This is a genomic window from Streptomyces sp. RPT161 (assembly GCF_027533845.1).
In the GTDB taxonomy this organism is placed as follows: Bacteria; Actinomycetota; Actinomycetes; order Streptomycetales; family Streptomycetaceae; genus Streptantibioticus_A; species Streptantibioticus_A silvisoli_A.
On record NZ_JAPZVN010000003.1, the window covers coordinates 585,273 to 598,930 of the forward strand.

10 protein-coding genes are annotated in these 13,658 nt (G+C 71.6%); 8 read left to right on the plus strand and 2 right to left on the minus strand.

What is annotated here, in order from left to right; all coding sequences use genetic code 11:
* The first annotated feature begins 75 nt into the window (after positions 1-75).
* Positions 76-519 carry a hypothetical protein gene (locus tag O5O46_RS10740; protein WP_269855091.1) on the plus strand — a complete coding sequence of 148 codons (444 nt, stop codon included), beginning with the start codon at positions 76-78 and terminating at the stop codon, positions 517-519.
* Positions 520-670: 151 nt separating this feature from the next.
* Positions 671-1,834: a sensor histidine kinase gene (locus tag O5O46_RS10745; RefSeq protein ID WP_269855092.1), complete on the plus strand. Its 1,164-nt coding sequence runs from the start codon at positions 671-673 to the stop codon at positions 1,832-1,834.
* 119 nt (positions 1,835-1,953) lie between these two features.
* Here O5O46_RS10745 and O5O46_RS10750 read toward each other — a convergent pair whose 3' ends face one another.
* Entirely contained in the window at positions 1,954-2,979 is a 1,026-nt protein-coding gene (locus O5O46_RS10750; RefSeq protein WP_443072450.1) for a LacI family DNA-binding transcriptional regulator, read from the minus strand.
* A gap of 217 nt (positions 2,980-3,196) precedes the next feature.
* Between O5O46_RS10750 and O5O46_RS10755 the strand changes: the two genes are divergently transcribed.
* The 6 genes from O5O46_RS10755 to O5O46_RS10780 are packed head-to-tail and all read left to right on the plus strand — an operon-like array spanning position 3,197 to position 12,621.
* Positions 3,197-4,501: an ABC transporter substrate-binding protein gene (locus O5O46_RS10755; RefSeq protein ID WP_269855093.1), complete on the plus strand. Its 1,305-nt coding sequence runs from the start codon at positions 3,197-3,199 to the stop codon at positions 4,499-4,501.
* Between the two features lie 10 nt (positions 4,502-4,511).
* Positions 4,512-5,402: a carbohydrate ABC transporter permease gene (locus O5O46_RS10760; RefSeq protein WP_269855094.1), complete on the plus strand. Its 891-nt coding sequence runs from the start codon at positions 4,512-4,514 to the stop codon at positions 5,400-5,402.
* Positions 5,399-6,229: a carbohydrate ABC transporter permease gene (locus O5O46_RS10765; protein ID WP_269855095.1), complete on the plus strand. Its 831-nt coding sequence runs from the start codon at positions 5,399-5,401 to the stop codon at positions 6,227-6,229. Before O5O46_RS10760 ends, O5O46_RS10765 begins: the two co-directional genes overlap by 4 nt.
* Before the next feature lie 41 nt (positions 6,230-6,270).
* Positions 6,271-7,533 (plus strand): glycoside hydrolase 5 family protein, encoded by a 1,263-nt coding sequence (locus O5O46_RS10770; protein ID WP_269855096.1) that lies wholly within the window; start codon positions 6,271-6,273, stop codon positions 7,531-7,533.
* A complete protein-coding gene (locus O5O46_RS10775) occupies positions 7,530-9,566 on the plus strand; it encodes an endo-beta-N-acetylglucosaminidase (protein ID WP_269855097.1) in 2,037 nt (678 codons plus the stop codon). The genes O5O46_RS10770 and O5O46_RS10775 overlap by 4 nt, the downstream gene beginning before the upstream one ends.
* Positions 9,567-9,591: 25 nt before the next feature.
* Entirely contained in the window at positions 9,592-12,621 is a 3,030-nt protein-coding gene (locus tag O5O46_RS10780) for an alpha-mannosidase (protein ID WP_269855098.1), read from the plus strand.
* A 96-nt stretch (positions 12,622-12,717) separates the two neighbouring features.
* On the opposite strand, the gene O5O46_RS10785 is transcribed toward O5O46_RS10780, so the two are convergent.
* On the minus strand, positions 12,718-13,611 hold the full coding sequence (locus O5O46_RS10785) for an LLM class F420-dependent oxidoreductase (protein WP_269855099.1): 894 nt from the start codon (positions 13,609-13,611) through the stop codon (positions 12,718-12,720).
* Positions 13,612-13,658: the final 47 nt, after the last annotated feature.

A 13,658-nucleotide genomic window follows, 5' to 3' on the forward strand; every position in this document is an offset into this window, starting at 1 on the left:
CGGACGAACTGGGAGAATCGACCAGAGCGGCCATCTCGGGACGCCGCCCGCCAGGATCGTACGAAGGAGAGCCGGATGACCGCCCGCCCGCCGCGCCGCAGCCCGTGGCACGCGCCGGCCCGCTGCTGGCCCGCCCGGCTCCGGGCGCGCCGCGCCGCGTGGCTGGCGCTCGCCGTGGTGCCCGCGTTCGGCATGCTGCCGGTGACCTGCTGGCTGGGGATGCACGGGCCGGTCGGGCGGGCGTGCAAGGTGGGCGTGGTCTGCCTGTTGTACCTGGCGGGCGTGGTGCTCCACGCGCGGACGCTGAGCGGGCAACGGGGACGCGTGGCGTCGGCCGGGTTCCACGGTGCGGCGTATGTGGGCGCCACGCTGCTGGAGCCGTGGCTGGTCATTCCGTTCGGCCTGTACCTGGCCCGGGCGATGGTGCTGCCGACCCGGGCGCTGTCGCTTCGGGCGGTCGGCGGGATCGAGGCGACGGGTGCGGCGGTGCTGGGGGCGACGCTGCTGCTGGCGGTGTAGGGGCCGGGCACGCCCGGGAAATAGTTGAACGGTCTCATACTTTCGGCCAACGCCAAGTGGCCGGACAGCCGAGGCGCGCGGGCTGATCCACTTCCTACCGTGAGGTGGTCGCAGGAGTCGTCCCCCCACCGCACCACGAGGCGATCGGTAGATGAGGCAGATGTCGTCCCCCCGGATCATCCAGCGTTGGCTGCACTGGCCGATCATGGTCCGCGGTGCCATGGCGGGCACCCTGCTGGCGATCCTGCTGTGGGAGGAGGGGGGACTGCTCAGCGGCCACCCCTCGGGCGCGCACCTCGCGGTGTGGATCGCCGGGGTACTGGTGAGCCTGTGCCTGTTGCCGTGGGGTCCGCTGGCGGTGCGGGCCGGGGTCGCGGCCGGGGTCTCCTGGACCGCGACCGTGGTGCTGCTGTGGTACGGCAGCCATGTGGTGGTCTGGGGGCTGACCGAGACACTGGTGCTGCTCGTGCTGCTGGTGCAGGTGCTGCGCCGGGTTCCGGTACGGGCCGCGGTCCTGGTGGGGGCGGCGCTGGCGGCAGGGGCGGTGGCGGCGCCGGTGCGCGACGCGCAGTCGAACAACGTGGCCGCCATCTCGTACGCGGTCATCGTGGCCGGGGCCGCCGCACTCGGGCTGTACCTACGCGCGTGGGACGTGGAGCTGGAGCGGTCGCAGACCGCGGCGCGGAACGCGGAACGGCTCGAACTGGCCGGGGAACTCCACGACTTCGTGGCACACAACGTCACCGCGATCACGGTGCTGGCTCGCGCCAGCGAGCAACTCGCCGTCGACAACCCGTCGATCGCGGCATCGCTGCGGGACATCGAACTCGCGGGAGGAGAGGCGATGACCTCGTCCCGTCGGATGCTGAGGGTGCTGCGGGCCGAGCGCCCGCAACGCCAGCCGCTGGCCGATCTGGAGAAGATCGAGGACCTGGCGCACGCGTTCCGGCTGCCCTCGGCCGAGCCCGGCGCGGTGCGGCCCGCGGTGAGCCTCACCGTCGACCCGCGGTTCTACTCGGGACTCGCCCCGGACCTGGCCACCACGGTGCACCGGATCGTGCAGGAGGCGCTGGCCAACGTGGCCAAGCACAGCCCGCGGGCCACCACGGTACGGATCGCGCTGCGCTGCGACGGGGGCCGGTTGCACGTTTCCGTCCGCAACGACGGTCACCGCCCGCGCAGGGCGGCCGAGGACACCGGTGGCCTCGGCCTGGTCAGCCTCTCCGAACGGGCCGACGCGATCGGGGGCTCGCTCATCGCCGGACCGCTGCCCGACGGAGGGTGGGAGGTCCTGGCAGTGCTTCCGGCGGAATGAGGCAGGGCCCGGGGGCGATGGGGGCTTGCCCCAAAAAGGCTGGAGCGCCGCATCGGTGGGCCACCACGGCGGTGGGGTCCGCCGGTGCCGAAACCACCGCGACCCGGACCCACCGCCCGCTAGCGCGCGTCCCGCACCGTGCTGCCCCGCGGCGTCAACCGCGGCCGCTCGTCCAGGACGTGGACCGCGGACCCACCGTCGAGCAGCGCGAGCAGCGCCGTGGCCGCGCGGCGGCCGAACGCGCTGGTGTCCCGGACCAGGGCGGTCAGCCCTGGATGCGTACTGCGGCACAGTACGGAGTCGTCCCACGCCACGATCGCCAGATCGCCCGGTACCGCGAGCCCTCGCTCGGCGGCGACCGCCAGACCGGCCACCGCCATCACGTCGTTGTCGTAGACGATCGCGGTCGGCGGGCGCTCCCCCGCCAGTACCGCACGGGTCGCCGCCGCGCCCTCGGTGTCCGAGTAGTCGGTGCTCACCGAGCGGACCTCGGTCAGCCCGCGAGCGTTCGCCGCCGCGCGCAGCGAGTGCGTTCGCCGCTGGGTGTGGGCGAGTTCGGGCAGCCCCGCGATGTGCACGATACGGCGGTGCCCGAGCTGGAAGAGGTGGTCCACGATGGACGCCATCGCCCCGGCGTCGTCCGTGCGCAGCTGGGAGATGGCCGGGTACTCCACCGCGCCGTCCGACAGCGCCGGCTCCAGGCCGCCGATGATGACCGCGGGCAGCCCCAGCGAGTCCAGCAGCCCCGGCCGTGGGTCGTCATGGCGTGGGTCCACCACCAGCAGTCCGTCCACCCGGTGCTCGGCCCACCAGCGCCGGTACACCTCGCACTCCGCCGCCACGTCCTCCACCACCTGGAACAACAGGCCCAACCGCCGTTCCGCCAGCACCTCCTGAACGCCGGAGACCAGCCGCAGGAAGAACGATTCCACCCCGAGGGTGCGCGCCGGCCGGGCCAGCACCAGCCCCACGGTGGCCGCGCCCTCCCCGGACAGCGCCCGCGCCGCCGTACTGGGTTGCCAGCCCAGTTGCTCGGCCACCCGCCGCACCCGCTCCCGGGTGGCCGGTGAGACGCCGGGCCGGTCGTTGAGCGCGAACGAGACGGCGCTCTCGGAGACACCGGCCCGGCGCGCTATGTCCTTCATCGTGGGTCGGCGGGCGGGTCGGCGCACGGTCAGGCCTCTCAGGATCGTTGAACGCTGCGCACCGCGACCGGCCGATCAGTCCGCCCGTAGGGCTAAAGCGCTTGAGCAACTCCATGCTAAAGCGCATTAGTTCATGACGGAAGTATTGACTGCGCCCGCTCGCCGGGTGCACCTTCGTGACCGCCACTCCCGGCCCGACCGAAGGAGTTCACCGGCCATGCCCATATCCCGTGGAACCCTGCCCCGTAAGGCGGTTGGCGCCGCCGTGCCAGTGGTCCTGGCCGCCCTCACGCTCACCGCCTGCGGGGGAGGCGGCGGCGGAACAAGCGCGGACGGGAAGGTCGCGGGCGACATCAGCTTCCAGACCTGGAATCTGCGGGCCAACTACAAGGACTACTTCAACGGCCTCATCGCGCAGTTCGAGAAGGAGTACCCGGACGTACGGGTGAAGTGGATCGACCAGCCCGCCGACCACTACGCGGACAAACTCAGCGCCGACGCGGCGGGCGGCACCATGCCGGACGTCGTCAACGTCTCCCCCGACCTGGCCTATCCGCTGGCGAGGGCCGGGGTGTTGACGAACCTGGACAAGGAACCGGCGAGCGCCAAGTACCGGGGCGAGTACACCCCGGAAGCCTGGCAGGCCAACGAGATGCCGGGGCTGAACGGCGGTTACGCCTTCCCCTGGTACCTCAACACCGGGCCGCTGTTCTACAACAAGGCGTTGTTCGCGCAGGCCGGTCTCGACCCCGACAGACCCCCGAAGACCTATGACGAGTTGTTCGCCGACGCCGACGCGATGGCCAGGCACTCCGGCGGGAAGGTCGCCACCCTCGCCGCCACTCCGGCCATCGAGGACTTCGGACGCTACGGCGTGCGCCTGATGAACGCGGACGCCTCCGAGTTCACCTACAACGAGCCCAAGGGCGTGGAACTGCTCAACAGATACAAGCAGCTCTACACCAGCGGAGGACTCGACTCGACGGCGCTCACCAACGGCCCGGAGGAGTCCGGTCAGAAGTTCCTGGAGCAGAAGGTCGCGATGAATCCCGGCAGCGCGCACGACCTGAGCAATTTCAAGGAGAACGCGCCCACCCTCTACAAGAACCTGGGAATCACCGACGCGCCCAACAACACCGGCCACCCGAACATGTACGTAATGGGCCTGGGAATAAGCAGCACCAGTCGGCACAAGGCCGCCGCCATCGCGTTCGCCCATTTCGTCACCGACAAGCGGAACCAGGAGTCCTTCGCCCACAAGGTGGCGATATTCCCGTCGACGAAGGGCTCGTTGGACGAGCCGTACTGGACCAGGGACGACGGCACCGACGAGGGCCGGGTGCGGGTGGCGGCCGCGAGGATGCTCAAGGGCGCGGTCAACTACACCCCGGTGGTGATGAGCGACGAGATGAAGACCGTCCTGCAGAACCAGGTGGCCCTCGCGCTACAGGGCAAGAAGTCGCCGAAGCAGGCGCTGGACGACGCCGTCGCGCAGAGCGACAGACTGCTCAAGCAGAGCTGAGGCGCCCGACATGCGCCAGTCACGAGGGGCCGCCACCCATTGGGCCGCCAGCCCCTGGCTCTTCCTGCTGCCCGGCCTGGCCGTCATCGCGGTGTTCAACCTGTACCCGTTCCTGGCCACCGTCTGGCAGTCCTTCACCGACGCGCGAACCCTGCTGCCGGGCCACTGGGTCGGGCTGCGCAACTTCCAGGACATGCTGCACGACGACCAGTTCTGGACCGCGCTGCGCAACAGCGCCCTGTACGTGGCGCTCGTGGTGCCCTGCACGGTGCTGCTGCCGCTGCTGCTCGCCCTGCTGGTCCAGCCGCGCGTGCGCTTCGTCGGCTTCTTCCGCGCCGCGTTCTACACCCCGGTGGTGGCCTCGGTCGTGGTGGTGGCGCTGATCTGGAACTGGATGCTCGACGACCGGGGGCTGATCAACGGCATCCTGCACGCCCTCGGCGCCGGGCCGGTCCCGTTCCTGGGCAACGGTTGGCTGCTGCTGTTCAGCGCCATGGCGCTGACGGTGTGGAAGGGCCTCGGCTACTACATGATCATTTATCTCGCGGCGCTCGCCAACGTGCCCCGGGAGCTGCACGAGGCGGCCTCGGTCGACGGCGCCGGAGCGGTGCGCCGGTTCCTCAGCATCACGGTGCCGTCGGTGCGCTCCACCATGGTGCTGGTCGGCGCGCTGTCATCGGTGGCCGCCTTCAAGGTGTTCTCCGAGGTCTTCTTGATGGCCGGTCCCACCGGTGGCCCGGCCGGGCAGGACACCACGCTGGTGATGCTGGTGGAGCGCACCGGCACCGGGCTGTCCGGACGGGTCGGCTACGCCTCGGCGCTCTCCCTGGTGGTGTTCGTCATCACCCTGGTCCTGATGCTGCTGGTGCTGCGCGCCGGTCGAGGGGAGGGCGAGCGGTGAGGGCTTCCCGGATCTGGGGCCGCGCCCTGCGCTACGCGGTGCTGCTGGCGGTACTGGTGATCACCGTCGGACCGTTTCTTTGGCAGCTGTCCACATCGCTCAAAGGGCGCACCGAGGACATCTACACCTTTCCGCCGCGGCTGCTGCCACGGCAGCCGACTCTGGGGAACTACAAGGGTGTCGCGGACATCATCCCGGTCTGGGACTACGCGCTCAACTCGCTGACGGTCGCCGTGACGAACGTGGTGACCAATCTGGTCGGCGCCTCGCTCGCCGGATACGCGCTGGCCCGCCTGCGCTTCCGGGGCCGCAGGGCCGCCGCGCTGGCCTTCGTGCTGGCGCTGCTGGTGCCGTTGGAGAGCGTCGTCGTCGCCCAGTTCACGCTGATGCGCCAACTCGACCTGAACAACACGCTAATAGCGGTGGTGCTCCCCGGCTGTGTCGGCGCGATGAACGTGCTGCTGATGCGCAACGCGTTCGGTCAGCTGCCGTACGAGACCGAGGAGGCGGCGGTCATCGACGGCGCCAACGTCTGGCAGCGGTTCGTCCGGATCGCGCTGCCCTCGGTCAAGGGCACGCTGGCGGTGGTCGCGATCTTCTCCTTCATGGGTTCGTGGGACGACTTCCTGTGGCCGTTGATCGTGCTCTCCGACTCCTCGAAGTTCACGCTCACGGTCGGACTGAACTATCTGCATGGCACGTTCTCCAACAACCAACGGCTGGTCGCGGCCGGGACGATCATCGCCGTCGCGCCGCTGATCGCGATGTTCGCCTGCCTCCAGCGGTACTTCTTCCGCGGTGTCGGCGAGGGCGCCGTCAAGGGCTGACCCGCACCGCCACCTGGCCTCGAACCGAGGAGGACCCCGCTATGAGCTCTGTGCGCTTCGGTGTCAACTACACGCCAACGCACGGCTGGTTCCACCACTGGCTGGACTTCGATCTGGACGAGGTCCACGCCGATCTCGACTCCATCGGACGGCTCGGCCTGGACCACATCCGGGTCTTCCCGGTGTGGCCGGTCTTCCAGCCCAACCGCGCGCTGATCAGGCCGCGCGCCGTGGAGCAGTTGGTGCGGCTGGTCGACACGGCGGCGGAACACGGCCTCGACGTCAACGTCGACGGGCTGCAAGGGCATCTGTCCAGCTTCGACTTCGTCCCGTCGTGGACCACCACCTGGCACCGCCGCAACCTGTTCACCGACCCCGCGGTGGCTGAGGGCCAGGCCGAGTACCTGCGCACGCTGGCCGAGGCGCTCGCCGACCGGCCCAACTTCCTCGGCATGACCGTCGGAAACGAGATCAACCAGTTCTCCGCCGCGCCCCACCCGGACCCCGATCCGGTCACCCATGAGCAGGCTGCCGACTGGCTGCGCCGGATGCTCGACGCCTGCGAGCGGGGCGCGCCGGGCCGCTGCCATCTGCACGCCAGCTACGACGCCGCCTGGTACCACGACGGCCATCCGTTCACCCCCGCCCACTCGGCCCGGCTGGGCGCCATGACCGCCGTGCACTCCTGGGTGTTCAACGGCACCGCGCAGCGGCACGGCGCCACCGGCGCCGCCACCGAGCAGCACGCGGCCTATCTCGTCGAGCTGTCCAAGGCCTGGGCCGACCGCCCGGACCGCCCGGTGTGGCTCCAGGAGGTCGGTGCGCCCGCCCCGCACATCCCGCCCGAGCGCGCCGCCGCCTTCACCGAGGCCACGGTCGCCAACGCGCTGGACTGCTCGGGCGTTTGGGGCGTGACGTGGTGGTGCTCGCACGACGTGGACCGGGCCCTGGCCGACTTCCCGGAGCTGGAGTACGGGCTCGGGCTGCTCACCAACGACCGCGAGGTCAAGCCCGCGGGTCGGGCGATCGCCCGGATCGTACGGGAGCAGCGGGGCCGCGAGCACCAACCGCCGCCGCGGCACATCGCGTTGGTGCTCGACGTGGACGACGCGTACGGCGCGCCCGACCGGTCCGGGTGCGCGCCGGGCGGCGAGTACTTCGAGGCGTGGATGCGACTGGCCGCACAGGGCCTGCGCCCGGCCGTCGTACTGGCCGAACGGGCCGCGGACGCCCGGCACTTGGCGGACCGCGGCATCACCGAGGTCGTCACCGTATCGCAGACCCTCAAGGGGGCAGGCCGATGAACCGGTATCCGATACCCCGCCGCGCCGTCCTGCTGGCCGGGGCCGCGCTCGCCGTGCCCCGGGCCTCGGCTTCCGCGGCCACCGCGGGCGCCACGCTCCAGCAGCCGTACGCCTCCTACTGGTTCCCCGACTCGCTGCCGTCCGGCACCCCGCAGCCCGGGGTGGTGTGGCGCAGCCTGAAGGAGTGGGATCCGCGCACCGACCCCGATGTGCCGTTCAACACGTCGTCGGTGCCGCTCGCCCCGCGGTTCGCTCCCCCGCCGCCGAACTCCACGGCGCACACCGGCCAGGCCCGGATCAGCGCACTGGCCGCGTTCGACCACACCTCGGGCAATCCCGCACAGGGCTCGCCCACCGCCGACTACTACGCGCTGACCCAGTGGGCCTACCTGGACGAGCTGGTGTTCTGGGGCGGCTCCTCCGGCGAGGGCCTGATCCTGGCCCCCAACGCTCCGGTGATCGACGCCGCGCACCGAAACGGCGTCCCGGTACTGGGCACGGTCTTCCTGCCGCCGGTGGCGTACGGCGGCGATCTGCGCTGGACCCGCGACCTGGTGCGCCGCGACGCCTCGGGGGCGTTCCCGCTGGCCGACCAGATGGCGCTGGTCTGCGCGACGTACGGGTTCGACGGCTGGTTCGTCAACGCGGAGACCGACGGGGGCGATGCGGCGCTCGCCGCCGACATGCGGGACTTCGTCGCCCGGCTGCGGTCCAGGGGCCTTCGGGTGACCTGGTACGACGCGATGACCGACACCGGGCAGGTCAACTGGCAGAACCAACTGGACGCCGCCAACCAGGAGTTCTTCACCGCCGCGGACACGATCTTCCTCAACTTCGACTGGGACCGCGCGGGCCTCGCCTCCTCGGCCCACGCCGCGGAGCGCCTCGGCCGCGAGCGCTACGCGGTGCGGGCTGGGGTGGACGTGGAGTCGGACGGCTGGGACACCCAGGTGGACTGGGAGGCGGTGGTGCCCACGACGGGTCCCGCCGTGCTGTCCTACGGGTTCTACCGGCCGGAGTGGACGTGGACCAGCCTGCCGCAGGACCAGCGCAGCCCCGCCGCCTTCCATGACCGCGACGACCGCTTCTGGTCCGGCCAGCGCCTGGACCCCACGGCACCGGGCGGCACCAGCGGCTGGCGGCCACCCGCCTCGGCCGTCGGCGACCGCTCCACGGTGACCGGGCTGCCGTTCGCCACCAGCTTCAACACCGGCCACGGCCTTGGCTGGTACGAGAACGGCATCCGGCTGTCGGACGCCCCGTGGAACCATCTGGGCCTACAGGACCGGCTGCCCGCCCGCCGCTGGGTGGTCCGCAGCGCCGCCGCCCGCCCGGCGGTCGGCTTCGACTTCGCCACCGCATGGCGCGGTGGCAGCAGCCTGCTGGTCGGCGGTGCGCTGGGGGCGGCCAGTACGGTGGAGCTCTACTCGGTGCGGCTGCCGGTGTCCAAGGACACCGTGGTCGACCTCGTGCACCGCTCGGAAGCCCAATCCGGCGGCGTGGTCGTGGAGTTGGCGGTCGCGCTGGCCGATCCGGCGGCCGGTGCGCCGTATCCGTTCCGGTACCTGCCGGTGGGCACGCTGCGCGCGGGCGGCCAGGGCTGGACCAGCACCACGCTGCGCCTCGGCCGGGTGCTCGGCGCCGGGCACACCGTGCACGCGCTGGGCGTCCGGCTCACCGGCCAGGGCGGCGCGGTGCGCTGGCGGCTGGGGTCGCTCGCCGTACACGACGCGGCGGCCGGCGCGCCGTCCCGACCGGGGACGCCGCAGATCACCGCCGCGCTGCGGGGCATCGACGGGACGGCCGCGCTACGGCTGGCCTGGGGGCGGTCGGCCGGGCCGGTCCGGCACTACGAGGTGCACCAGGCGCTGCCCGGCGGCGGCCGGAGGTTCCTCGGCGGTACCTGCCAACTCGCCACCTACCTGCTGGAACTGCGCCGGGAGGGGGGAGAGCCGGCGACCCGGATCGAAGTGCGGGCGGTCGGCGAGCTGTTCGACGCCTCCGCACCCGCCAGCACCCAGTTCACCTGGTAACCCGAACCCGTAGGGAGCCCCCGGTATGCACAACGACCCCGCCGTGACCGAGGCGCGCCTCAAGCGCGTCCTGGACGAACGCATCCGCCCGGCCGTCCATCCGGCCTCGGTGCCGCTGGAGGTGGGCGTCTGGACCGCGCCCGGCGAACCGGTGCCGGTCAGTGAGGGCCTGGCCGCGCCCCGCACCCCGATCGCGGTGGGCGAACCGTGGGGCCCACCGTGGGGCACCAGTTGGCTGACGGTGCGCGGAACCGTACCGCGGGAGTGGGCGGGGCGCACCGTGGAGGCACTGCTCGACCTGGGCTTCGACGAGAACATGCCCGGCTTCCAGTGCGAGGGCCTGGTCTACCGGCCGGACGGCTCACCGGTGAAGGGCCTCAACCCGCGCAACCAGTGGGTGCGTGTCGGCTCGCCGGTGGTGGGCGGCGAGCAGGTCACCCTGCACATCGAGGCGGCGGCGAACCCGGTGATCCTCGACTACCACCCCTTCCTGCCGACGGAGTTGGGCGACAGGGACACGGCGGGCGACACACCCCAGTACAAGATCGCCAGGATGGATCTGGCGGTCTTCGACGCCACGGTGTGGGAGCTGGTCCAGGACCTCGAGGTGCTGGGCCAGTTGGCGGCCGAGCTACCGAAGGACACACCGCGCCGCTGGGAGATACTGCGGGCGGTGGACCGGGCGCTGGACGCCGTCGACCTCCAGGACGTCGGCGGCAGCGCGGCCCGCGCCCGGCAGCGGCTCGCCGGGGTGCTCTCGTCGCCCGCGCACGCCTCCGCGCACCGGATCAGCGCCGTCGGCCACGCCCACATCGACTCGGCCTGGCTGTGGCCGCTGCGCGAGACGGTGCGCAAGGTGGCCCGTACCACGGCCAACATGACGGCGCTGCTGGACGACGAACCGGACTTCGTCTACGCGATGTCTCAGGCGCAGCAGTACGCCTGGCTCAAGGAGCACCGGCCTGAGGTGTACGCGCGGGTCAAGAAGGCGGTGGCGGAGGGCCGTTTCGTGCCCGTGGGCGGCATGTGGGTGGAGTCGGACACCAACATGCCGGGCGGGGAGGCGCTGGTACGGCAGTTCACGCACGGCAAGCGGTTCTTCCTGGAGGAGTTCGGCGTCGAGACCGAGGAGGTATGGCTGCCCGACACCTTCGGCTACTCGGCGGCGCTGCCGCAGATCGTGCGGCAGGCGGGCGCCAGGTGGTTCCTCACGCAGAAGATCTCCTGGAGCCGGACCAACAAGTTTCCGCACCACACGTTCTGGTGGGAGGGGCTGGACGGCACGCGGGTGTTCACGCACTTCCCGCCCATCGACACCTACAACGCGCAGCTGTCCGGCGAGGAGATCGCCCACGCGGTGCGCAACTTCCAGGACAAGGGCGCGGCCAACCGCTCGCTGGCGCCCACGGGTTGGGGCGACGGTGGTGGCGGCACCACCCGCGAGATGCTGGCCAGGGCCAGGCGGCTGGCGAACCTGGAGGGGTCGGCGCGAGTGGCCTTCGAGAAACCGGCCGACTTCTTCGCCGAGGCGCACGCCGAGTACCCGGACGCACCGGTGTGGGTCGGCGAGCTGTACCTGGAGTTGCACCGCGGGACACTCACCAGTCAGGCCCGCACCAAGCAGGGCAACCGGCGCAGTGAGCACCTGCTGCGCGAGGCGGAGTTGTGGGCGGCCACCGCGGCGGTCAGGACCGGATTCCGGTATCCCCAGGCCGAGTTGGACCGGATCTGGAAGACCGTGCTGCTGCACCAGTTCCATGACATCCTGCCCGGGTCCTCGATCGCCTGGGTGCACCGTGAGGCCGAGACCACGTACGCCGCGCTGGCCGAGGAACTGGAGGGCATCATTCAGGACGCGCAACGGGCGCTCGCCGGGTCCGGCGGCTCGACCCTGGTGTTCAACGCCGCCCCGCACACCCGGTCCGGCGTTCCAGCGGGCGGCGCGGCGGTCGAGGCGGCGGGGCATGCCCGGGTCGACGTACGGGAGCGGGCGGACGGCGGGTTCACGCTGGACAACGGACTGCTGCGAGTGGCGATCGACGCGCGCGGGCTGGTGGTGTCGGCGTACGACATCGAAGCGGACCGCGAGACGGTGGCGCCGGGCCAGGCGGCCAACCTGCTCCAACTGCACCCCGATTTCCCGAACATGTGGGACGCGTGGGACGTGGAGGAGTTCTACCGCAACACGGTGACGGACCTGACCGGTGTCGAGACGCTGGAACTGGACGAGCGGACCGCGACGGTACGGGTGGTGCGGACGTTCGGAGCGTCACGGGTGGAGCAGCGGCTGGCGCTGCCGGCCGGGCACAGGCGGCTGGACATCGACACCGAGGTCGACTGGCGGGAGACGGAGAAGTTCCTCAAGGCCGCCTTCCCGCTCGACGTCCACGCCGAACGGATCGCCGCGGAAACCCAGTTCGGCCATCTGTACCGGCCCACCCACACCAACACCAGTTGGGACGCCGCCAAGTTCGAGGCCTGCGCGCACCGCTTCGTCCACCTGGCCGAGCCCGGCTGGGGTGTGGCGCTGGTCAACGACTCCACGTACGGCTACGACGTGACTCGCGCCGTACGCCAGGGGCCGGGTTCGCGGGCGGCGGGCACCACGACGACGGTGCGACTGTCCCTGCTGCGCGCGCCGCGCTTCCCCGATCCGCGCACCGACCAGGGCGTCCACCGCTTCCGCCACGCCCTGGTGCCGGGCGCCGAGATCGGCGACGCGGTGCGCGAGGGGTACCGGATCAACCTGCCGGAGCGCCGGGTGCCGGGCGGTGCCGCGGTACCGCCGCTGGTGGCGGTGGACGACGACGCGGTGGTCGTCACGGCGGTCAAGCTGGCCGACGACGGCAGCGGTGACGTGGTGGTCCGGTTGTACGAGTCACGGGGCGGCCGGGCCCGCACCCGGCTGCGCGCCGGGTTCGACGCGTCGGCGGCGTACGTCTGCGACCTGCACGAGCGGCCGACCGCTCCGGCCGAGTTGACCGACGGCCAACTGCCGCTCGTCCTCGCCCCGTTCGAGATCGTCACGCTGCGCGTGGCGCGCGCCGGGGCGTGACGTCGGGGCTGCGGTGCCCGTGGCCGAAGGCCGCTGACGGACGCCGCGGCGCCGCCGGATCGCCCCATGTCGCTGACCGCCCCGGCGGGTTCCCGGTCAGGCCAGCGACCGCCCCGCTGGGATGAGTTTGCCCACACGGGCGACCAGTTCCGCGAGGCGGTCCATCGAACGCGGGTCATGGACATCGGGAATGCTGAGGATGATGTGTTCGACGCCGTGGGCGGCCAACTCCTCGCAGCGGTCGGCGCACTGGTCGACCGAACCGCCGGGGCCGGTGAGCGGCAGCCTCGCGGCGACGGTCTTCTCGATCTCGTCGTAGGGCCGCCCCTCGCGTTCGCAGTGCTCGCGCAGCACGGTCAGCTTGTGCGGGACCTCCGGGGTGTCGAACAGGTTGCAGGCGTCCGCGTACTTCGCCACCAGCCGCAGCGTCTTGCGCTCGCCCGAGCCGCCCACCAGGATCGGCGGACGCGGACCGGACAGCGGCGCGGGCGAGACCAGTGGACGCTGAAGCGAGTAGTGGCGGCCCTCGAACGGCCGGGTGTCCCCCGACCACGCGTGCCGCACGATCCGCAGCGTCTCCTCCAGCCGCTCGAACCGCTCGGCCACGGGCGGGAACGGAATGCCGAGGCCGGCCGCCTCCGCGTCGTACCACCCCGCGCCGATGCCCAGCCAGGCGCGGCCCCCGGAGAGGACGTCCAGCGTGGTCACCGTCTTGAGCAGGACACCGGGGTGCCGGTAGATCACGCCGGTGACCAGTGTGCCCAGCCGCAGCCGCCGGGTGTGCGCGGCCGCGAACGCCAGCGCGGAGTACCCCTCAAGCATCGGCTCGTCCTCGGCGCCGTTCATCGGGATCTGCCAGAAGTGGTCCATCACCCACAGGCTCGCCAGCCCCGCCTCGTCGGCGTCGCGCGCGACGCGCCCCAGGGTCGGGCCGATCGCCTCCGGCCCACCTGGCCAGCTGAACGAGGTCACCGTCAAACCGATTCGCACTGTTTCTCCCGTTATGTTCGACTTCCGGCTCACGGTCACGCTAGACG